The 20,971-nt window shown below is 61.0% G+C and carries 19 protein-coding genes; 14 read left to right on the top strand and 5 right to left on the bottom strand.

What is annotated here, in order from left to right; translation table 11 throughout:
- Positions 1 to 316: 316 nt before the first annotated feature.
- Positions 317 to 805 carry a hypothetical protein gene (locus IC234_RS11595; protein ID WP_190924651.1) on the top strand — a complete coding sequence of 163 codons (489 nt, stop codon included), beginning with the start codon at positions 317 to 319 and terminating at the stop codon, positions 803 to 805.
- 131 nt (positions 806 to 936) lie between these two features.
- On the opposite strand, the gene IC234_RS11590 is transcribed toward IC234_RS11595, so the two are convergent.
- The 3 genes from IC234_RS11590 to IC234_RS11580 form a co-directional block, all read right to left on the bottom strand.
- Positions 937 to 1,113 (bottom strand): hypothetical protein, encoded by a 177-nt coding sequence (locus IC234_RS11590; protein WP_190924648.1) that lies wholly within the window; start codon positions 1,111 to 1,113, stop codon positions 937 to 939.
- Between the two features lie 960 nt (positions 1,114 to 2,073).
- Entirely contained in the window at positions 2,074 to 2,730 is a 657-nt protein-coding gene (locus IC234_RS11585; RefSeq protein WP_190924646.1) for a helix-turn-helix domain-containing protein, read from the bottom strand.
- 299 nt (positions 2,731 to 3,029) lie between these two features.
- Complete coding sequence (locus IC234_RS11580; RefSeq protein WP_190924644.1) at positions 3,030 to 4,763, bottom strand: L,D-transpeptidase family protein; 1,734 nt, start codon at positions 4,761 to 4,763, stop codon at positions 3,030 to 3,032.
- Positions 4,764 to 5,165: 402 nt separating this feature from the next.
- Between IC234_RS11580 and IC234_RS11575 the strand changes: the two genes are divergently transcribed.
- The 3 genes from IC234_RS11575 (at position 5,166) to IC234_RS11565 (ending at position 9,152) form a co-directional block, all read left to right on the top strand.
- The gene (locus IC234_RS11575; protein WP_190924642.1) at positions 5,166 to 6,983 is read left to right on the top strand and encodes a M1 family metallopeptidase; all 1,818 of its coding nucleotides are present in this window, start codon (positions 5,166 to 5,168) and stop codon (positions 6,981 to 6,983) included.
- 98 nt (positions 6,984 to 7,081) lie between these two features.
- A complete protein-coding gene (locus IC234_RS11570) occupies positions 7,082 to 8,005 on the top strand; it encodes a cyanophycinase (RefSeq protein ID WP_190924640.1) in 924 nt (307 codons plus the stop codon).
- A 163-nt stretch (positions 8,006 to 8,168) separates the two neighbouring features.
- The gene (locus IC234_RS11565; RefSeq protein ID WP_190924638.1) at positions 8,169 to 9,152 is read left to right on the top strand and encodes an aldo/keto reductase; all 984 of its coding nucleotides are present in this window, start codon (positions 8,169 to 8,171) and stop codon (positions 9,150 to 9,152) included.
- Between the two features lie 86 nt (positions 9,153 to 9,238).
- Here IC234_RS11565 and IC234_RS11560 read toward each other — a convergent pair whose 3' ends face one another.
- Positions 9,239 to 10,219, bottom strand: a complete 981-nt coding sequence (locus tag IC234_RS11560; RefSeq protein ID WP_190924636.1) for an isoaspartyl peptidase/L-asparaginase family protein — start codon at positions 10,217 to 10,219, stop codon at positions 9,239 to 9,241.
- A gap of 128 nt (positions 10,220 to 10,347) precedes the next feature.
- On the opposite strand from IC234_RS11560, the gene IC234_RS11555 reads away from it, so the two are divergent.
- Both IC234_RS11555 and IC234_RS11550 read left to right on the top strand, forming a co-directional pair.
- Positions 10,348 to 10,767: a DUF3127 domain-containing protein gene (locus tag IC234_RS11555; protein WP_190924634.1), complete on the top strand. Its 420-nt coding sequence runs from the start codon at positions 10,348 to 10,350 to the stop codon at positions 10,765 to 10,767.
- Positions 10,768 to 10,881: 114 nt separating this feature from the next.
- Positions 10,882 to 11,508 (top strand): AlbA family DNA-binding domain-containing protein, encoded by a 627-nt coding sequence (locus IC234_RS11550; protein WP_190924632.1) that lies wholly within the window; start codon positions 10,882 to 10,884, stop codon positions 11,506 to 11,508.
- A 331-nt stretch (positions 11,509 to 11,839) separates the two neighbouring features.
- Here IC234_RS11550 and IC234_RS21810 read toward each other — a convergent pair whose 3' ends face one another.
- Entirely contained in the window at positions 11,840 to 13,339 is a 1,500-nt protein-coding gene (locus IC234_RS21810; RefSeq protein WP_317173369.1) for an alpha/beta hydrolase-fold protein, read from the bottom strand.
- Between the two features lie 204 nt (positions 13,340 to 13,543).
- Here IC234_RS21810 and IC234_RS11535 point away from each other — a divergent pair, with 204 nt between their 5' ends.
- The 8 genes from IC234_RS11535 (at position 13,544) to IC234_RS11500 (ending at position 20,848) form a co-directional block, all read left to right on the top strand.
- Positions 13,544 to 14,251, top strand: coding sequence for an alpha/beta fold hydrolase (locus IC234_RS11535; RefSeq protein WP_190924630.1), 708 nt, complete (start codon positions 13,544 to 13,546; stop codon positions 14,249 to 14,251).
- Positions 14,252 to 14,323: 72 nt separating this feature from the next.
- Positions 14,324 to 15,544: an ATP-grasp domain-containing protein gene (locus tag IC234_RS11530; protein ID WP_223827613.1), complete on the top strand. Its 1,221-nt coding sequence runs from the start codon at positions 14,324 to 14,326 to the stop codon at positions 15,542 to 15,544.
- 99 nt (positions 15,545 to 15,643) lie between these two features.
- Positions 15,644 to 16,744 carry a carboxylate-amine ligase gene (locus tag IC234_RS11525; RefSeq protein WP_190924628.1) on the top strand — a complete coding sequence of 367 codons (1,101 nt, stop codon included), beginning with the start codon at positions 15,644 to 15,646 and terminating at the stop codon, positions 16,742 to 16,744.
- Between the two features lie 111 nt (positions 16,745 to 16,855).
- A complete protein-coding gene (locus IC234_RS11520; RefSeq protein WP_190924626.1) occupies positions 16,856 to 17,680 on the top strand; it encodes a type 1 glutamine amidotransferase in 825 nt (274 codons plus the stop codon).
- A 27-nt stretch (positions 17,681 to 17,707) separates the two neighbouring features.
- Positions 17,708 to 18,898, top strand: coding sequence for an ATP-grasp domain-containing protein (locus IC234_RS11515; protein WP_190924624.1), 1,191 nt, complete (start codon positions 17,708 to 17,710; stop codon positions 18,896 to 18,898).
- Between the two features lie 91 nt (positions 18,899 to 18,989).
- Positions 18,990 to 19,517, top strand: a complete 528-nt coding sequence (locus IC234_RS22250) for a YkvA family protein (protein WP_190924622.1) — start codon at positions 18,990 to 18,992, stop codon at positions 19,515 to 19,517.
- Between the two features lie 113 nt (positions 19,518 to 19,630).
- On the top strand, positions 19,631 to 19,930 hold the full coding sequence (locus IC234_RS11505; RefSeq protein WP_190924620.1) for a hypothetical protein: 300 nt from the start codon (positions 19,631 to 19,633) through the stop codon (positions 19,928 to 19,930).
- Between the two features lie 45 nt (positions 19,931 to 19,975).
- Positions 19,976 to 20,848, top strand: coding sequence for a DUF1571 domain-containing protein (locus IC234_RS11500; RefSeq protein WP_190924618.1), 873 nt, complete (start codon positions 19,976 to 19,978; stop codon positions 20,846 to 20,848).
- Positions 20,849 to 20,971: the final 123 nt, after the last annotated feature.

The raw sequence follows: 20,971 nt of genomic DNA, 5'->3' as shown, positions 1-20,971 counted from the left end.
GCGTAGCCGGCCGGCCGCACCGGCCCGGGAAGGCCAGTCGGACACCGCTCGCCGCTTTGGCAGCGGCGGCGCCCGCGTGAACGTGGGCGGCAACCGCGAAGGCGGCGACCTCGGCGGCCGTCGGCGCGGCGATGCCGGCGGCACGCGCCGCGGCTCGTTCTAGCCACGTTAGTTGCCGTCGGTGCGCCGCCATCAGGCGGGCCAACGGCTTGGCTCATTACCTCTTCAAGTGCAACAGGCCCCGGAAAACCTTTTCCGGGGCCTGTTGCTTTTTAGCCTGATTACTTGCTTCGTTGGTAACTAATTTCTGCTCAATATGGCTCAGCCCACGCTCCCTGTTATCCAAGCCCTGCGCGACACCGCCCAACGCCTCGCCACCCAGGCGCCCTACCAATGGGGCCACATGGGCAGCTGCAACTGCGGGCACCTTGCCCAAACCGTCACGCGCCTGACCAAAGCCGAAATTCACGCCCGCGCCATGCAGCGCTACGGCGACTGGGAGCGCCAGCTCATCGACTATTGCCCCACCAGCGGCCTGCCCATCGACCAAACCATCGACGAGATGCTGGCCCTCGGCTTTTCGCGCGAAGACCTCACCCACCTCGAACGCATATCCGACCCCGCCATTCGGGCCGCCATCCCGTTTGAGCGCCGCAACGCCCTGCGCCACAACCAGCGCGACGACGTAGTGCTGTACCTCCGCACCTGGGCCGACCTGCTGGAGCGCGACCTGCTGGCCGGCATCAGCCTGCCCGATTTCAACGCGGCGCCCGTTCCCACGCCGGCACTGGCAGTGGTCCTCTAATAACGGAGCTTGCCGGCCAGCCTTTCAACCGCCGCTTCCCCATGCAAAAAGCCCCCGTCAATTTCTTGACGGGGGCTTTTCTTTTTCGATGCCAACTCAACCATCCGAGCGCGCGGACAGTTGACAGGGACTTATTGACGGGTGACGTTAGAACGCTGGGCCTCGCGATATCCTTCGGCACGGTGCGCGCGCTTGTAGGCGGCATCGGCCATGGGGTCTTTTTCAGCATCGGGGGCCTGAGAGCAAGAGGCCGTCAGGGACAAAGCCGCCACTGCGGCCAACCAAAGATTCGTGCGGGTCAGTTTCATGCTGCGAAGGTAGCCCAGCGCCGCCAAATGGCCAACCCCAGTCCACTCACGTCCTTCTGAGTTATAAGTCTACTGGGTTTTCTTTTTCTCCCACCTCAAACGCACGCTGAAGGCGCTACCCTACGAATAACAGATTAACATTTGACAACAGGACGCATTTTGGTTCTATCGCAGCACTTCCCACAAAGGCGGTTTGGAAGGTTGAATTTGCTGCCTTGGTAGGCAGTCATTCCCAACGAAACAATCTCTTTGCACACTGCTCTCGCGGCGCAAACACCGCTCAAGCAATTAGCACCATGCCCTTTGGATTCAGGCTCTACTATAGCACTCAATCCTGGGCCCTGCCTGTCAACACAGTTAGCACGCAGCGGATGGGCCTTGCCGTGCATAAGGCTCCACTTCGCTGTGGCCACCGTTAGCAATATGACAAACTTGTCACTGTAACAACAAGAAAAAACTTAACACAATAAGGTTTATTCTGTGGTTTGATTAGCATTACAAATATCATTGAAAACAAGATACTTATTCCTTAAAATATCCTTGGTTATCCGATACATAAAAATCACCTATTTTATTTAGCAAGACAAGGACTTTAATATTCTAATTAGAAAGAATTTTGGCTATCTCATCGGCTTGTTGAATTGAGTGCCCTGTTTGCTGATTTTCTTTACTGCCAAATTGCATTAAACCTGCATTGTTACAAGCATACTGCTTGGCGCCATTTAGCGGCACTGGTAACGCACAACCGGTTCGTGGCTGAAGGTGGAAAACGTCTGACGGGCTATTGCGAGGGGGCTGGCAGTAAAGCTGAAGCGGGAATTCGGGCCACTTATCAAGGCAGCAATTGCCGCCTGTGCGTTGCGTATACAAAAGCCCGCCCTGACGTCTGTTACTTACGCAACGGGCGTCAGGGCGGGCAGCAGTGGCAGGGCAATAGACTACCGAATGGGCAGCGGCAGACTATTCGGGTTGGTAGTCCGCGAACGAACCGTCCCGATAAAAAATCACTATCCGGCGAATGGGTTTTTCGGAGTTGGCCAGCAGTTGGGCGGCCATGTCGGGACCGGTGGCCTGCGGCATTTCGGTAAGCCCCGCGGGGGAGGCGACTGAGCCTGGCGTGGCAGCATCGGGGGCTGGCTCACTAGGCGCAGATGCTACGGGAGCAGGAGCCGCTTTGAGTCTTGGTGCAAAACGTTTGGGTAGCGGCGCACTCATTGCTGGCTTAGGCGCCTGACGCGGCCGTGAGAGCTGATTTTCGGGCTTTGGCAAGCTGGCGGCTTCAGTAACAGGCTCTTGCTGCACTGCTTTTCGCGGCTCTGGATGTGCTAGAGGCGCTGGTGCCGGCACGGGAGGGCTACTGAGTTGAGCCGGGGCCGCTACCGGTGGCGAGGCGGCTTCTGAAGCCCCCACGGCAAGCATGGGCCCGGTGCCATTGAGCAGCCAGGGCATGGACAGGTCCGGCATGGCAGCCAAAATACGCTGCACCACTTCCAGACTGGGCTTGTTGCGGCCCGACAGAATGTGGCTGACAATAGGACGGGCTACGCCAATGGCATCGGCAAACTGGGTGGGGGTTAGCTGCCGGGCCTCCAGCAACGTCCTGATACGTTCAACCATTCTTCAGACAAGGCAATTAATAACAAATGTAAGCCTAAAAGAATAATGGTTCACCAGGACACCCTATCACAATAGTTTACATATCTACATGAATTATCTGTTAAATTTACTTTTGTGTTTACATGGCATCTGATGGATTTTTCTATGAGCCTCGAACTTAATTAACATTTGTACTAATATAAAAGGCCCATCAGCACGAATGCTGATGGGCCTTTTTAGTGACGGCTGCTTTGGCCATCCGGTGTCATATCAGGCCAGGTTGCGCTGGGCCTGGCCACCTGGCAAGTGGCTTTTTCGCCCTAGTCGAAGAACTCCTTGGCGAGGGTTTTGTCGTGGCCGTAGATATCATCCCGGAAGTGGGGATGCCCGGCGGCGTCGGCCCAGGCCGTGAAGTAAACCAGATACACGGGTAGTTTCTCCTTGAGCGGCACGTATTTCTCGCGGCGCACAGCAATGGTATCGAGGATGGTTTGTTGGTCCCAGCCGGCCTTGTTGCGCAGGAGGTAGGTGGCCAATTTGATGGGCTCCTTCACCCGCACGCAGCCGTGGCTGAAGCTGCGGGCCGACTGCGAGAACAGGGCATCGTGCGGGGTATCGTGCAGGTAAATGTCGTTCGAATTGGGGAAGATGAACTTGACATCGCCCAGGTCGTTGTCGGGTCCGGGGCGGCGGCGCAGCGTGTACTTAAAAGTTTGCTGCGTCACGTTAGCCCAGTCCACAGAGGTGGGGTCAATCACTTTAGCCTTGCGACCAAAGCCTTTCACCACCTCCATATTGAGGCGGTTGAGGGTGCCCACGGGGTCGGCCACGAGCTTGTCGCGCATCTCATTTTCGATGATGCTGAAGGGCACGTTCCAATACGGCGCGAGCACCACATACTCCATTTTGTCGCTAAAAATGGGGGTTTCGTGCAGCACTTTTCCCACGATGACGGGCATCGAAAAAGTTTCCTTGTCGTTCTCCACCACGTGCAGGGTGTACTCCGGAATGTTCACCAAAAGGTAGTTTGGCTCGAAGCGTTTGGGCAGCCAACGCCAGCGCTCCATGTTCAGGATGAGCTGGTCGATGCGCGCGCCGATGGGCACGTTGAGTTGGCGCAGGGTTTCGCCGCCCACCACGCCGTCGGGCTTCAGGCCGGCATCCTGCTGAAACTGCTTCACGGCGGCCACCAGCTCGGGGTCGTAGGTGTAGGCGGCCGGGGCCGTCCCTACCCGCGTCGAGTCGGCCGGCGGCGTGCTGGCAGCTTCGCCCCCGGCGCTATTGAGCAGCCGCTTGCGCAGGGCCGCCACGGCCGGCGACGCCTGCCCTGGCTTGAGCTTGAGGCCGGCCGGCAGCGCGGGCCAGCCGCCGGCACGCTCCTGAGCACGGTATATGGCCAGCGCTTTTTTCAACTGGTCGTACTCGGGGTGCAGCGGGGCAAATTCGTAGTAATTGTAGCGGCTTTTCCGCTCGCCCAGGAAGGTGAGCAGGGCCTTGTTGAGTTTGATTTTGTTGGGCTTTACCTGCCAGGTCGTGCTCTTCAAGTCGCGCGGATTGGCCACGCCGCGGTAGTAGTCCGACGCCCACTTCATGTAAGTGCCGGTCAGCGCCACGTCAATTTCACGCTCCAGCGCCGTACGCTTCGCCGAGTCGGCCCGCACTTGCTCCAGCTTTGCAAACAGCGCCTTAAAATCCTTAATTTTATAGTCTTTAGGGTCGAGGCCCTCATCCGATGCTTTAGCAATTATGTTCTGCAGGGTTTGCACCTGCGGAACGGGCTGGTGGTCTTTGAACCAAGCCAGCCGGAACTGTCGCTCCCGGTAAAAACGTCGGGCCGGCAGGAGTTGGGCCTTGAATTGGGGCTCGGCCCGAAACGTGCTGATGACGTAGGTACTGTCGACGAGGGGCTGGGCCCCCAGCTCGCGCGCAGCCGCGCTGGTGCCGCCGCCGGCCGACTGGTTGCCGTCGGAGCCGCAGGCCTGTAGGGTGAGGCCGCCAATGGCTGCCGCAAACAGCACCCAGAGCAGCGAAGAAAATCGAAGAAGGAAAGACATTGAAAAAAATGAAGCAAGCGAAACATCTACCCCAGGCAACGGCCCGAAGCCGGCGGTTGTACTGCCAAGCTGAAGGGTAAGTTGCGTTGGGAATGGCCGCTGGCCGTTCGGCTGCAAATTACACCCTGGGCGGGCAAGGACTAGAGTCGCCATGCCCGTAATCGTGCCAACTTCGTACCACTCAGGCCTGCTTTAAGTGGCCGGCCACTCCCCTTTCTCGGCTAAACGCCTTACAGGCAGCACACTGATAACGGCCAGCCCCCGCCTGCGGAATGCCCAGGCGAAGCTTTTAATTTGCCAACGGCCGCCGTGTTGACACCTGCAGACCGGTGTTGGCATAATTTGCCGTGGCGCGCCGTCGTGGCTTTCACCGGTACCCGTTGTTTTTTAGACCCGCTACCCATGCCCCCTTCGTATTCCCAGCCCCTTCCCCAAGACCCGCACAGCTACGCTGGCACCAGCCCGGCCCGAGTGAGCCATCTCGACCTGGACCTGACCGTGGACTTTGCCACCCGCAGCCTCGCGGGCCGCGCCACCTGGCGCCTGCTGGCCAACCAGCCAGCCACCGAACTAGTGCTCGACACGCGGGACCTGACCATTGAACAAGTAGAGCTTTTTGATGCCACTGGAAATTCGACGTCGGCGGCCTTCACGCTGGGCCAGGCTGATGCCGTGCTCGGCCAAGCGCTGCACGTGCCGCTAGCGCCCGATACGACGGCCGTGCGCGTGAGCTACCGCACGTCGCCAACGGCGGCCGCCCTGCAGTGGCTCGAACCCGCGCAGACGGCCGGCACCGAGCCCTTCCTGTTCACGCAGTCGCAGGCCATCCTGGCGCGCACCTGGCTGCCGTGCCAGGACTCGCCCGGCATCCGCTTCACCTACGATGCGACGGTGCGGGTGCCGCCGCATCTGCTGGCGCTGATGAGCGCCGAGAACCCCCAGACTTTGGACGCCCGTGGCGAGTACCGCTTCCGCATGGCCCAGCCCATACCGGCCTACTTGATGGCCCTGGCCGTGGGCGACCTGCGGTTCGCTCCGCTCAGCGGCCGCACGGGCATTTACGCCGAGCCTGGCACCCTGCCCACGGCAAGCCACGAGTTTGCTGACCTCGAAAAGATGGTGGCCGCTGCCGAAGAGCTGTACGGACCCTACCGCTGGGAGCGGTACGATTTGCTGGTGCTCCCGCCCAGCTTCCCCTTTGGTGGCATGGAAAACCCCAGATTAACATTTGTAACACCGACCATCCTTGCCGGCGACCGCAGCCTTACCAGTTTGGTGGCGCACGAGCTGGCTCACTCCTGGTCTGGCAACCTGGTTACAAATGCAACCTGGAATGACTTCTGGCTGAACGAGGGCTTCACGGTGTATTTCGAGCGCCGCATCATGGAACATTTGTATGGGGCTGAATACGCCGACATGCTGCAGGTACTGGGCCGGGCCGCGATGCAGGAGACCATTGCCGAAATCGGCGTTGCCAGCCCCGACACCCATTTGCACCTGGCCCTGGCGGGCCGCGACCCCGACGAGGGCCTCACCGAAATTGCCTACGAAAAAGGCTGTGCGTTATTACTCACGCTGGAGTCGCTGGTGGGCCGGCCCCGGCTCGATGCTTTTATTAAAGAGTACTTCGCCCGCTTCAGCTTTCAGGCGATGGACACCGCCACTTTTCTGCACTATCTCCGCGCCGAGCTGCTCGACCAGGAGCCGGGCCTTGAATCGCGGCTGAATCTGGCGGCCTGGGTGGATGGCCCCGGGCTGCCACCCAACGCCCCGCCCGTTGCGTCGCGGCGCTTCGAGGCCGTCGACCAGGAACTGGGCCGATTGGCGGCGGGCGAGGCGCCGGCTTCCCTCCTGCCGGCCACCGCCGGCTGGAGCAGCCACGAGTGGGTCCATTTTCTGCACGGGCTTTCCGACTCGCTTCCGGTCGAACGGGTGGCGGAGCTCGACGCAGCCTTTCAATTCACCACTTCCGGCAACGCCGAAATTCTGGCGGCCTGGTTTCCGCGGGCTTTGCGGGCCGGCTACGCGCCGGCCGACGCGGCGCTGGAAAATTTTCTGCGGCACGTGGGCAGGCGCAAGTTTCTGGTGCCGCTATACCGGGCCCTGCTGGCCACGCCCGACGGCCTTACCCAGGCCCGCGCCGTTTATGCGCAGTCCCGGCCCAATTACCATTCCGTGGCCACCGGCACGCTCGATGCGATGCTGGATACGCGCACATAAGCGCGCCCGGCCCGAACTTTGCCGGGCGGTGGCCGCCGGCCCTTGCGCCGCCCCCATCTGTTCAGCTCTTTCAGTACTACATATAACTAAGGCATCCATTGAAATCCATCATTCCGCTCGGCAAGCTCATCGCCGTGGGGGGCAACGAGGACAAGGGCACGTACCCCAACCCCCGGACCCGCCGCAAGTACTACCTCAACTTTTTTGAGTTGGGCATCCTCAAGCGCATCGTCCTCGAAACGGGCAAGGCCGACCCGCGCATCGAAGTCATCACCACGGCGTCGATGATTCCGGAGGAAGTTGGCCCGATTTATACGGGCTCCTTCGCCATGCTCAACTGCCTGAACGTGGGCATCATGGACATTCGCACGCCCGAAGACGCCCGCCAGCCCGAATACCTGGAGCGCCTGCTGGCCGCCGACGTGGTCATGTTTTCGGGCGGCAACCAGTCGCGGCTGCGCGAGATGTTTGGCGAAACGGACTTTCTCGACCGCATGATTCAGCGCTACTACGCCGAGCCCAACTTCGTGATTGCCGGCACCAGCGCCGGCGCCATGGCCATGTCGCAGCACATGATTCGGGGCGGCTCGGTGCCTGATGCGCTGCTGAAAGGCGCCGTGAAGATGGGCAGCGGCCTGGGCCTGCTGCCGGCGGCCATCGTCGACTCGCACTTTGTGAAGCGCGGCCGCTTTGGGCGCCTGATTGAGTCGGTGGCGCTGCACCCCAAGCTCATCGGCATCGGGCTGGGCGAAGACACCGGCGTGCTCATCACCCAGGGCAACTGGGTCGAAACCATTGGCTCTAACCTGGTTATTATTCTCGATGGCCACGACATTCAGCACAACAATGCCGCCGCGGCCAAGAAAGGCACAGTGCTGTCCATCGAAAACGTGACCATGCACGTGCTGGCCAAAGGCAACGTGTACGACATGCGCGAACGGAAATTCTACGTGAGCAAAGACGCCCTGCCAGTGCAGGCCACCGCACCATTGGCCACGGAAGCGACGGCCGCAGCCCGCTAGGTTTAGCAACGACCTGCCATCAAAAAGCCCGCTTCTCTTTCCGAAGAGCGGGCTTTTTGTTGCGCACGTTGCCCGAAAGCGGCCGCTTACGTAAGCCCGTTGTGCCTTGCTTTGCAGCTCAAGTCGCCACTTCTTACATCGTCTTCCATCAAGCAACCAACCTATGAACTACCGCAAGCTGGGCAAAACCGGCATCTCCGTTTCTGAAATCAGCCTCGGCACCTGGCAGGTGGGCGGCAAGTGGGGCGAACCCTTCAGCCACGCCAACGCCGACCAGATTCTGAACGCCGCCGTGGACGCCGGCCTCAATTTCATCGACACCGCCGACGTGTACGGCGACGGCGAAAGCGAAAAAGCCGTGGGCCGGCTGGTGCGCTCCCGCTCCGAGCGCATTTTCGTGGCCACCAAATGCGGGCGCCGCCTGCAGCCCCACGTGGCCGACGCCTACCAGCCCGCCGCCCTGCGCCGCTTCGTGGAAGAGAGCCTGCGCAACATGCAGCTCGAAACCCTCGACCTCATTCAGCTGCACTGCCCGCCCACGGAGGTGTATTACCGCCCCGAAATATTTGAGCTGTTCGACCGGCTGCGCGAGGAAGGCAAAATTCAGCACCTCGGCGTGAGCATCGAAAAAATTGAGGAAGGCCTGAAGGCCATTGAATTCCCCAACGTCGCCACCGTGCAGCTCATCTTCAACATGTTCCGGCAGCGCCCGGCGGAGCTGCTGTTCAAGGAAGCTGCCCGGCGCGACATCGGCCTGATTGTGCGCGTGCCCCTGGCCAGCGGCCTGCTCACCGGCAAGTTCTCGGCCCAAACGGCTTTCGCGCCCGACGACCACCGCAACTTCAACCGCAATGGTGAGGCCTTCGACAAAGGCGAAACCTTTTCCGGCGTGGACTACGCCACCGGCCTGGCCGCCGTGGAAGAGCTCAAGCAAGCCTTCCCCCACCAGCCCCTGGCCGACGTTGCCCTGCGCTGGATTCTGATGTTCGGCGAAGTGAGCTGCGTGATACCCGGCGCCTCACGCCCCGAGCAGTTGCTGCAAAACCTGCAAGCCGCAGAAATGCCGCCCCTCACCGAAGCGCAAGTGCTGAAGGTGCGGGAGATTTATGACCGCCGCATCAAGCCGCTGGTGCATTACACCTGGTAGCCACCCAAGCAGCCACTTAAACGTCATGCCGCGCTGCGCGCAGCATGGCGTTCTTTTTTACCGCCGCATTTTCACCGTCGCAAAAGCTACTCCTTATATATAGCCACCTGGGCGGCGCCTCCCTCCACGCGGCTGGCGCGATACATGCCGTCGGAATTGAAGGGCAACGTCACGTTGCCGGCCGCGTCCACGGCGATGAGGCCGCCTTCGCCGCCGGCCGGGGCCAGCTTGTCGTGCACCACCACGCGGCAGGCTTCTTCGAGGCTCAGGCCTTTGTACTCCATCAGGCAGGCAATGTCGTAGGCCGCCACGGCCCGAATGAAATACTCGCCGTGCCCGGTGCAGCTGATGGCGCACCGCTCGTCGGCCCAGGTGCCGGCCCCGATAAGGGGCGTGTCGCCGATGCGGGCGTAGCGCTTGTTGGTCATGCCGCCGGTGCTGGTGGCGGCCGCCAGGTGGCCGTATTGGTCGCGGGCCACGGCGCCCACGGTGCCTTTTTTCCAGTTGGGGTCGGCGTTGTCCACAAACTTTTCGGGCTCTTCAAGCGGCGCGGGGGCTGCGGCCCGGGCCTGGCTGTGGTCGAGGCGCATGCGGCCTTCCTGCAGGGCTTCCTGCAGTTGGTTGAAGCGGTGCTGGGTAAAAAAATATTCCGGCGGCTGCAGCGGCAGGCCGTGCTCGCGGGCCAGCTCGTCGGCACCGGGGTAGGCCAGCAGCACGTGCTCGGTGTGCTCCAGCACGAGGCGGGCCGCGCGGATGGGGTTTTGCACCTGGCGCACGCCGGCCACGGCCCCGGCCAAGCGGGTGTGGCCCTGCATGATGGCGGCGTCCATTTCGTGGTGGCCCTCGTGCGTGAACACGGCCCCGCGCCCGGCATTGAACAGCGGGCAGTCTTCGAGGCTGCGCACGGTGGCTTCCACGGCATCGAAGGCGGCACCGCCCTGGGCCAGAAGCGAATACCCCACGTGCAGGGCCGCGTCGAGGGCCGCGCGGTACTCGCGTTCGGCATCAGGAGAAAGGGAGGCGCGGGCAATGGTTCCGGCCCCGCCGTGAAGGGCGAGTGCAAACATTTTTTATCGAAAATTTACGGCGAAAAGCGGCTGCAAAGGTAGCCGCGGGGAACGGCTAGCGGGCTGCTAGTGTTTTTTTTCGTAGGTTTGATGTTCAAGTTTATTACTACCAAAACACTCCCAATTTTATGGCATACGACGTAACCGGCCGGCTGCACGAAATCTTTGACGAACAGCAGGTAAGCGAAAAGTTTCGCAAGCGTGAGTTCGTGCTGGAAGTCCAGGACGGCCAGTATCCCGAGCATATTAAGTTTCAGATGGTTCAGGACAAAACCAGCCTCATCGACCCCTTCAAAATGGGCGACGAAGTGAAGGTGACCTTCAACCTCCGGGGCCGTGGTTTCAACAAGAACGGCCAGATGCTGTACTTCACCAACCTCGAAGCCTGGAAGATTGAGCCCGCCTCGGGTGGCAACGCCGGCAACAGCTACGGCGGTGGGCAGCAAGCCGCTCCCCGCCCCGCCGCGCAAAACCAGAACCCCACGCTGCGCGCTCAGCCCTCGGCGGCCCCCATCGCCAGCGACGACGACAACGACCTGCCTTTCTAAGGCACGCCAGCCGCGTAATCAGCCCGTTGCTTTCAGCAGCGCGGTCTGCTAAAAATGCCGCTTCCGACTAACGGGAGCGGCATTTTTTATTCCGGTTTTGCGTTTGACTAAGGTATGGATTTACACGAACTGATAAGGCGCGGCGAGGGCGAGGAGTTGGAATTCAAGCAAAAAACCACGCACCCGCACCGCATTTCGCGCACGCTGGCGTCGTTGGCCAACACCCGCGGCGGGCAGGTGTTGGTGGGCGTCGACGACGCCGGCCGCGTGCTGGGCGTGCGCGACGCCGAGGAGGAGGTGTTTATGCTGCTGGATGCGGCCACCAACTACGTGGAGCCGCCCCTGACGGGGCTGCAGTTTCGCGAAATCGAAACCGAGGGACGGACCGTGCTGGTGGTGACCGTGCCCGAAAGCCTGAACAAGCCCCACCGCGCCCAGGTGGCCCCCGACGACTGGCGCGGCTACGTACGCGTGCGCGATTCCAGCGTGCAAACCAGCGGCCTCACCGAGAAGCTCCTCACCCGCCAGCAGCCCGATGCCCGCTTCGAGCACCTACCGCTCAACAAGCAGGAGCTGGCCGTCATCGACTACCTGAAAAACCATCCCCGCATCACCTTGGCCCAGTTCATGAAACTGGTCAATTTTGGCAAGCGCCGCGCTTTCCAGACGCTGATAAAGCTCGTGCTCCACGGCTACATCCGCCACCACGATAAAGAAAAGGAGCCGTACTACACGCTCTGACCCTCCCCCTGACCAACGCGAAAAGGCCGCTCGGATGAGCGGCCTTTTGTTTTCTGATTCCATGATATCGTGCACCAAATCCGAGGCTTCCAAAAAACAGCCTGAATTTGGAGTTCAGCAGCTATTCCTGCTTGCGGGCGCGGGCTACTTTCTTTTCCTCTTTCTCTGCTTTTTTCTCCTTCATGGATTTGGTGGGCTCTTTCTTTTTCTCTTTGCGGGCGTCTTGGGCTTTGGCCATGATTGAAAAGAAGTTTGGTGAGGGGTTCGTTCCGGGTATTTCAACGCACGGTCTGACCGGTGTGTTGTGGCGGGCGAAGGTATAAACTTTGCCTCATCCGTGCAGAATGGGCAGGTACCGCTCGCGAATGATGTTGAGGTGGTGCAGCTCGTGCCCGGCCGTGATGAAGAGCAGGGCGCGCACCGTGGCCGGGCCGTTGTTGGCGGTGCCGCGCCGGTTCAGCTGCTCTTCGGTGAAGCTCTCGGCCAGGGCCACGGTGGCGGCGCGCACGGCGTCGTACTCGGCCAGCAGGCTGGCCAGGGTGCGGGCGTTGGCGCCGCTGTGGGCCACGTAGTCGTCCTGCTCGAAGCCCAGCAGATTCTGGCTGTCGGCGCGGGCAAAGCGCAGCGCCCGGTACGAGAAAATACGCTCGGTATCAATTTGATGCAGCAGCATTTCCTTGAGAGTCCATTTGCCGGGCGCGTAGGCCTGCTCGGTCTGGGTTTCGCTCAGGCCGGCAAAAACGGCGTGAATTTGCTGCGGCTGGGTGCGCAGGGCTTCCACCGGGTCGGTGCCGTCGGGCACGAGGTTGATGTAATTGCCGGCATAGGGCAGAAAATCCCCCTCAACGGGGCGCGTGGTGGACATAGCGAGTGGGCTTGATGAAGTAAAAAGGTCGGCGATACGGGTGCCGGGCTGTACCTCGGGTGCTGATTCGGTGGGCAGCACGAGGGGAACGGGCATGACAATCGGCGGCGCGTCGGCCGGCACAATGGTCGGGGCCAGGGCGGGGTCGAGCTGCAGGCGCACCACGGGCAAGGGCGCCGGCAACGCCGCCGCGGCTTCCGGCCGCCCAAAAGCCCAGAGCAGAAAATCGGGCATAATGTGGCCCCAGGTATGCTGGTGGTGGTGGCCGCCTTCCAGCTGCACGTAGCGCAGGGCCCGTTGGGCATCCAGGCCTTTGTCAAGCAGCGCTTCGATGAGGTCGAGGCAGTCTTCGACGGAATCGATGACGCCGTTTTCGTTGCGGTCGTTGCGCTCGTCGAGGGTGCCGGTTTGCAGCCAGAAGCGGTGCGACGGATGTAGCTGCCCGGCCCGCACCAGCCCGTGCATGATGCGGTCGGCGGGCGTGTAGCCGGCGCCCACGGCCTTTTGCCGCCACCAGAACGAGCCCGAGAACACGCCGGCCCGCGTCAGCGCCTCGGGGTGGTGCCACGCAATATCAAAAGCCGACAGCCCGCCGAGCGAAAAGCCGGCCATGACGGCCTCCTCCGGGTTGGCCGAGGCCTGAAAATGGGCTTGGGCAAACGGCAGCAACTCTTCCAGCATAAAGCGGGTGTAAGCCCCGGCCAGACTGCCGCGGCCGTTGAAATCGGCGTGCGCGGCCGTGCCGTATTCCTGGGTGCGCAGCTCGTTGGCGTGGGGCGCCACCAGTACAAAGGGCCGAATGGCCTGACGGGCATAGAGGGCGTTCAGGGTTGCTTCCAGGTGCAGGCGTTCGAAATCCTGGCCGTCATTTAAATATAATACTGGGAAGATTTCGGCGACGGCAGCGGCCGGCGGCAGCGCAATGGTCAGTTCCACGTCGCGCCCCAAGCAATTGGAAACCAGCACTTCGCGTAAGATGCGGACACCAGTTGCGGATAAATGAGACGAGGTGGCATGAGGAAGCATGAAACAAAGTAACGCAGCCCGCCGGAGTTGAAACCAAAAACTGAAAAATCCAATGGGCTATGGCAGGCCGGTTATTTATGACTAGTTTGCCGTACAGCTTACCCCAAGCCGTGCCCTCCACCCCACCCTTTTTACGCCCCCGCCGTGCAGGAACAACACCGCCGCTTTTACTCGCACCACCTCGGCCAAGACATCGACATGCTGGTTTTTGGCACCTGGGGCTACCCGGTGGTCATTTTTCCCACCTCCGGCGGCCACACCAACGAAGCCCGCGACTTCAAGCTCATTGAAGAGGCCCGCCCGCTGGTGGAAGCCGGCCGGGTGAAGCTGTTTTGCATCGACAGCATCGACGCGCATTCCTGGTACGCCAAGCACCTGGAGCCGCGCATCCGGGTGCAAAACCACGTGTTCTACGATCAGTTTCTGAGCGAAGAGCTGGTGCCCATGCTTCAGCGCGAATGCCACGTCGACAAGATTGGCGTGGCCGGCTGCAGCTTCGGGGGCTTTCACGCCCTCAACTTCGCCTTCCGGCATCCCCACCAGGTGGCCCACCTGTTCACGATGGGCGCGGCCTTCGATATCCGGCAGTTTGTGGACGGCTACCACGACGACAACGTGTACTACAACAATCCGCCCGAGTACATACCCGGCGCGCAGAGCGAGCATTTTCAGTGGATGAACATCATCCTGGGCACGGCCGAACACGACTTCTGCAAAGAGTCGAACTTTCAAATGGCCCGTCTTCTCAGCGACAAGGGCATTCACTACACTCTGGATGTGAAGCCCTTCGGCAACCACGACTGGCCGGTGTGGCGCGAAATGTTTCCGCAGTACCTGAACACCATTGGCTAACTCCTTCCCGCACTTCTTCTTATTACCAACTCTCTTTCACCCCCTGCCTACCGGCAAGCCAACACCCCAGCCATGAAAAAAATCGGCATCCTTTTCGGACAAGAAAACACCTTCCCCCAGGCCTTCGTCGACCGCGTGAACCAAAAGGCCGTGAACGGCATCACGGCCGAGTTCGTGAACATTGAGCAGGTGGAACAAGCCGTGCCCTGCGGCTACGACGTCATCATTGACCGCATTTCGCAAGACGTGCCCTTTTACCGCGCCTATTTGAAGAACGCGGCGCTTACGGGTACGGCCATCATCAACAATTCCTTCTGGTGGAGCGCCGACGAGAAGTTTTTCAACAACGCGCTGGCCGTGCAGTTGGGCGTGCCCGTACCCAAAACGCTCCTGCTCCCCAGCAAACACCGCCCCGACGACACCACCGAAAACTCCTTCCGCAACCTGGCCCTGTTCGACTGGCAGAAAGCCTTCGACCACATTGGTTTCCCGGCCTTTATGAAACCCCACGCGGGCGGCGGCTGGAAGAGCGTGTACAAGGTGGACAACCCCGAACAGGCCTGGCGCGCCTACGACGAAACCGGCCAACTGGTGATGCTGTACCAGGAAGCCATTGAGTTTGAAGACTATTTCCGCTGCTACTGCCTGGGCGGCAAGCACGTGCTCATCATGCCCTACGAGCCCCGCAATGCCCCCCACGAGCGGTACCAGACCACGATGAAAACAGAAGGCGAAGCCGGCCAGCGCCTGCTCGACACCATCAAGAACTACACCCTGCGCCTGTGCCAGGGCCTGGGCTACGACTTCAATACGGTGGAATTTGCCGTGCGCGACGGCATTCCCATTGCCATCGATTTCGGCAACCCCGCCCCCGATGCCGACATCAACTCCGTTGGCCCCGAGAACTTTGAGTGGGTGGTGGAACACGCCGCGCAGCTGGCCATTGAGCGCGCCCAGTCCCACCGCGCCGGCCGCACCAACCTCACCTGGGGCACGTTCGTGCAGGATTCGGTGCGTGCCGCGCCCAAAGGCTCGCCCACCATTGGCGCCAACGTGCAGATGGGCCAGGCCGTGCGCGAAACCAACGACCTGGGTGCTACCGGCGCCCCCAAGCCCGCCGCCAAGAAAGCCGGGCCCAAGAAAGCCGCCGGCGCCCCCAAGCCCGAGCCTCCCACCGGGGAAGTCTCGGCCAGCGAGCAGTCGGCGGCCAAAAAAGGCGCGGCTCCGGCCAAAAAGGCCGCTGCGCCCAAGGCCGCTGCCGCCAAAAAAGCCGCTCCTAAAAAGACCGAGTAGCCCCTACCCCAACGCAGGTACTGCCCGGCGTGCGGCCTTCACGCGCCGGGCAGTACCGTGTCTGTCCTCCTTTCCTTCGCATTCGTTCTCCGTATGGCTATGCCCACGTTTACCCTCGGCATCGAGGAAGAATTTCAGACCATTGACCCCGAAACCCGGGAGCTGCGCTCCCACCTCTCGCAAATAGTAGAAGGCGGCCGGGTGACGCTGCAAGAGCAGGTGAAAGCCGAGATGCACCAAGCCGTGGTGGAAGTGGGCACCAACATCTGCCACAACATTGCCGAGGCCCGCACCGAAGTGCTGCACCTGCGCCGCCAGGTAATAGAGCTGGCCGACCGCCAAAATCTGAAGATTGGCGCGGCCGGCACGCACCCGTTTTCGCGCTGGCAAGAGCAGCCCATCACGCCCGACGCCCGCTACGACAAGATTGTGGAAGAGCTGCAGGAAGCCGCTCGCTCCAACCTTGTGTTTGGCATGCACGTGCACGTGGGCATCGAAAACCGCGAAATCGGCGTGTACATGATGAACACGCTGCGGTATTTCCTGCCGCACCTGTTTGCGCTCAGCACCAACTCGCCGTTTTGGGAGGGCCGCGAAACCGGCTACAAGTCCTTCCGGACCAAGGTGTTTGAGCGGTTTCCGCGCACGGGCATTCCGGGCTACTTCCACAGCGCCAGCGACTACGACGAGTTTGTGCAGCTCCTGATAAAGACGGGCTGCATCGACAACGGCAAGAAAATCTGGTGGGACGTGCGCCTGCATCCCTTCTTCGACACCATCGAATACCGCATTTGCGACATGATGATGCGGGCCGACGAAACCATTGCCGTGGCCGCCATCATGCAGGCGCTGGTAGCCAAAATCTACAAGCTGAAAGCCCAGAACCTGAATTTTCGGATTTACCGCAGCGCCCTTATTAAGGAAAACAAATGGCGCGCGGCGCGCTACGGGCTCGACGGCCAGATGATAGACTTTGGCAAGCAGGAAGAGGTGCCCACCCGCAAGCTCATCCTCGAGCTGCTCGACTTCATCGACGACGTGGTGGACGAGCTCGGCAGCCGCCACGAGGTGGAATACGTACTGAAAATGATGGAGATGGGCACCGGCGCCGACCGCCAGCTGGCCGTGTTCCGCGAAACCAACGACCTGAGCAAAGTGGTCGACTACATCCTGTCGGAAACCACGCAGGGCCTCTACTAATTGTATCTTTGCCCGTGCAACGCCCGCCTTCCGGCCGGCGTTGCTTCTTTTTTCACCGGGTTTGTTGCACAGGCTGGCTCCGGCCGGCCCTTTTTTCTGATACTTATTTATATGGAGACTATTCGCATTGCTATTCTTGACATGTACGACAATGCCCGCAACGAGGGCATGCGCTGCATTCGGCAGCTGCTGGCCCGCGGGGCGGCCGAAAACGGCGTGGTGTTCGACGTCGATACCTATAATGTGAGGGCCGAAAGCGTGGTGCCGGGCCTCGATTACGACATCTACATTTCAAGCGGCGGGCCTGGCAGCCCCCTGCCCTCCAACGAGCCCTGGGAGCGCCACTATTTCGATTTCATCGACGCGCTGCTGGCCCACAACCAAACCCAGGAAGCCAAAAAACACCTGCTGCTGATTTGCCATTCCTTCCAGCTGGTGAGCCGGCACCTGGGCCTGGGCACCGTGAGCCGGCGCAAGTCGACCTCGTTTGGCGTGCTGCCGGTGCACCTCACGCCCGCTGGCCTGGCCGAACCTGTGCTGCAGGGCTTGCCCGAGCCGTTTTACATCGTCGACTCGCGCGACTACCAGCTGACCAATCTCGACCTCGCCCGCCTCAATGCCTACGGCGCCCAAGTGCTGTGCCTGGAAAAAGAACGGCCCCACGTGCCCTTGGAGCGCGCCGTGATGGCCATTCGCTTCACGCCCGAGGTGGTGGGCACCCAGTTCCACCCCGAGGCCGACGGCGAAGGCATGCTCCGCTACATGCTCACCGACGAGCGCAAGCAGCAGGTCATCGAAACCTACGGCGAGGCCAAGTACCACGAGATGGTGCGCCTGCTGGCCGACCCCACCACCATTGAACATACCGAAGCAGTGGTGGTGCCCACCTTCCTGCGCCGCGCGCTGGCCGGGCTGGGCCAATTTGCCAACGCCTAACCCCATTCATTGTCGCTGCCTCCGCTCATGATTCCGGAACCCCGCCACGCCTACAATGCCGCCTTCAGCTCGGCCCGCTACCAGGAAATGCTCGCCGACATTGAGCGGCAACTGCCCGGCCAACTGGATTTCCGCGTGGCCGAAACGCCGGTTTTTGTGCCCGCTGGCTTGCGCGACAAGCTGATTGCGGCCGGCGAAAGCATCATCCAGGTCATTGAGCTGCCCGACTTTAAGGAGCTAACCGAGGCGGCCATCCCGCCGCACCAGCGCGTGCCCAATGAGGATGCGCGGCCCGAATTTCTGACATTTGACTTCGCGGTGTGCCGCGACGCCAACGGCGAGCTGGAGCCGCAGCTGATTGAGATGCAGGGCTTTCCGTCGCTGTATGCGTTTCAGTCGTGGCTGCCCGGCGTGTTTGCGCGCCACTTCCCCATTCCCGATTCGGTGACGCCGTTTTTGGGCGTGGCCGACTTTGCGGCGTACCAGCAGCGCATGCGGGACTTCATTCTGGCCGACCAGCCCGCCGAAAACGTGATTTTGCTGGAGCTGTTTCCCGAAAAGCAGAAAACCCGCGTCGACTTTGCGCTCACCCACCAGCTGTGGGGCATCGAGGCGGTGTGCCTCACCCGCCTACGCCGGCGCGGGCGGCAGCTGTTTTATGAGAAGGACGGGCGGGAAATTCGCATTACGCGCATTTATAACCGCATCATCTTCGATGAATTGGCGCGCTACCCGGAAGTAAACCCGGAGTTTCACCTCACCGAAGACGTGGACGTGGCCTGGGTGGGGCACCCCAACTGGTTTTTCCGCATCAGCAAGTTTACGCTGCCGCTGCTGCAGGGCCCCTTTGTGCCGCCAAGCTACTTCTTGCACGAGCTGCAGGAATACCCGGCCGACCTCGAAAATTATGTGCTGAAGCCCTTGTTTTCATTTGCCGGAGCCGGGGTGCGTCTGCATTTCACCGCGGCCGAGTTGGATGCGCTGCCCGACAAGCAGCACTATTTGCTGCAGCGCAAGGTGACGTACGAGCCCGTGGTGCAATCGCCCGACGGCCTGGTGAAGTGCGAAATCCGCCTGCTCTACATCTGGCCCGTGGGCGAACCCCGCCCCCAGCTGCTCACCGGCCTGAGCCGCCTGAGCCGGGGTGAGATGATTGGCGTCGATTTCAACAAAGACAAGGACTGGGTGGGCGGCACCACGCCGCTGTTTGCCCGCTAGCGCCCGCGGCCGGGCACGGAGTTTGACTACGGCCAAACAACGCCGGCTGAACCTTGCGCGTAAAGTCAGCCTCACCCCCACCACTTTACTCATGTCATCACTTTCCGAAAAAGGGCTGAAGCTTTCCAAAAACGTCATCTTCAACGTCTTCATTGCGCGGGCCACCAAGCTGCTGGGCCGTCCGTTCAAAGTTGTCACGGTGCTCAACGAAGCCGCCGACAAGCTGGCGGACCAAAAAAGCCACACCAACAAGTTTCGCCAGCTTTTCGACGTCGCCCTTACGCTGGTGCGCCTCGTGCGCAGCTACATCAGCGGCGAATACCGCGAGATTTCCACCAGCACCATCATTTCGGGCCTGGCCGTGCTGCTGTACGTGTTGTCGCCCATCGACTTGGTTCCCGACTTTATTCCTGTGGTCGGCTTCCTCGACGACCTGAGCCTCGTGAGCTGGTTCGTGGGCAAGTTCCAGGTCGAAATCACCAAGTACCGCGAGTGGGAAGCCACCGCCCGGGGCCAAGCCGAGGGCACCGAACCGACCCTGGCCCAGCCCGACGCCGCAGCCGAACCGGCCAAGGGCGATGCCGCGCTGCCCAGCGTAGCCGAGTTGGGTCATTCGTAGGGTCCGGCAGGCTTACCGAGCGCTCCCGGCTACCGGGCTACCATATTTTCCTGCGCGCGTAGCGTCTCTTAGCCGGATGCGCTACCTTTCCGGCCTTCCAGCTTCTTTTCTTTATGCCCACGTTTGTCGTTTCCCTTCGGTTGCCGGAAACTTTCGATGAGGAATTTATCTCACTCATTCCGAGCCACCGGGCCTTCATCAACCAGCTGCTGAGCGAGAAGATTGTGGAAGTATACGCCATCAGCAGCGACCGCAGCCGCGGCTGGGTAACCATGCACGGCGACGATGCCGCCGCAGTGCGCGCCGTGGTGGAACAATTTCCGCTGTTTCATTTTCTGGAAGGCGTCGAAATCGACGAGCTGTTTATTTTCGACAGCACGGCTTCGCGCTTCCCGCACATCAGCCTAAACTAAGCCATTGGCTTATCCTAGAACTGCATTTATCTGTTTTTATACCCTATGAGGCCCTTTTTGACCGGTTCGGTTTTTACTTTTCGCCTGGCCGGTGTGGCCGGAGCGCTGGCTGCCGTAACGGTGGCCGCCACCAGCCCGCCGCCCGCCATCACCACCGAGCAGCTGACCGCCCGCATGAGCGCGGCCATTGAAGGCCTGAAATACTTGCGGTGCACGGTGAAAGCCCAGGAGCGCATTGGGGGCAACATCAACCAGGCGCGCAGCATCATGAAGCTGACCTACAAGCCGCTGCGCATCTACATCAAAAACCAGAAAGGCGTGGAAGTGCTGTGGCTGCAGGGCCAGAACGACGGCGACGCCTGGGTGTACCCCGCCAGCTTTCCCTACGTGACCCTCAGCCTGGACCCCAACGGTAAGCTGATGCGCAGCAACCAGCACCACACGGCCCTGCAAGCCGGTTTCGGCACCATTTCGGACCTGCTGCGCAACACCGGGCTGCGGCAGGACAACTCCTATAGTCGTTCGTTCCGCTACGTGGGCGATACCACCCTGCAGGGCCGCACCGGCTACGTGCTGCGCTCCGACTATCCCCAATTTCGATACGTGAGCTACAAAGCCGGCAAGAACGAAACCATCGAGACGGTGGCCGAACGGTTTGGCTGCGGCGCCTACCGCGTGGTGGAGCGCAACAACCTGAGCATCGGCGAGAAAATACCCGAAGGCAAAGTGCTGCAGGTGCCCAATGCCTACGGCCGCCGCACGGTGCTCTGCGTCGACCCCAAGACCTACCTGCCCATGCTCGTGCAGGTCAACGACGACAAAGGCCTATTCGAACGGTTCGAGTTTCAGGACGTGGTGCCCAACCAGCCCATCCCGCTCGAAGAATTTTCGAAGGACTACAAAGGGTATAAATTCTGAACCACGGATTCGGACAATTTTTTTGGATTGCCCGTATTTTGTGCACGCTGATTATCTAGCGCTAATTAAAAAGGCTTGCCGTTTGGCAAGCCTTTTTGGTGATTATCCGTTAGTCGGGGTCGC

The organism is Hymenobacter armeniacus (assembly GCF_014699055.1).
Taxonomy (GTDB): domain Bacteria; phylum Bacteroidota; class Bacteroidia; order Cytophagales; family Hymenobacteraceae; genus Hymenobacter; species Hymenobacter armeniacus.
The sequence above is the reverse complement of the archived record's forward strand: the minus strand, read 5'-3'. Positions and strand labels throughout refer to the sequence as shown.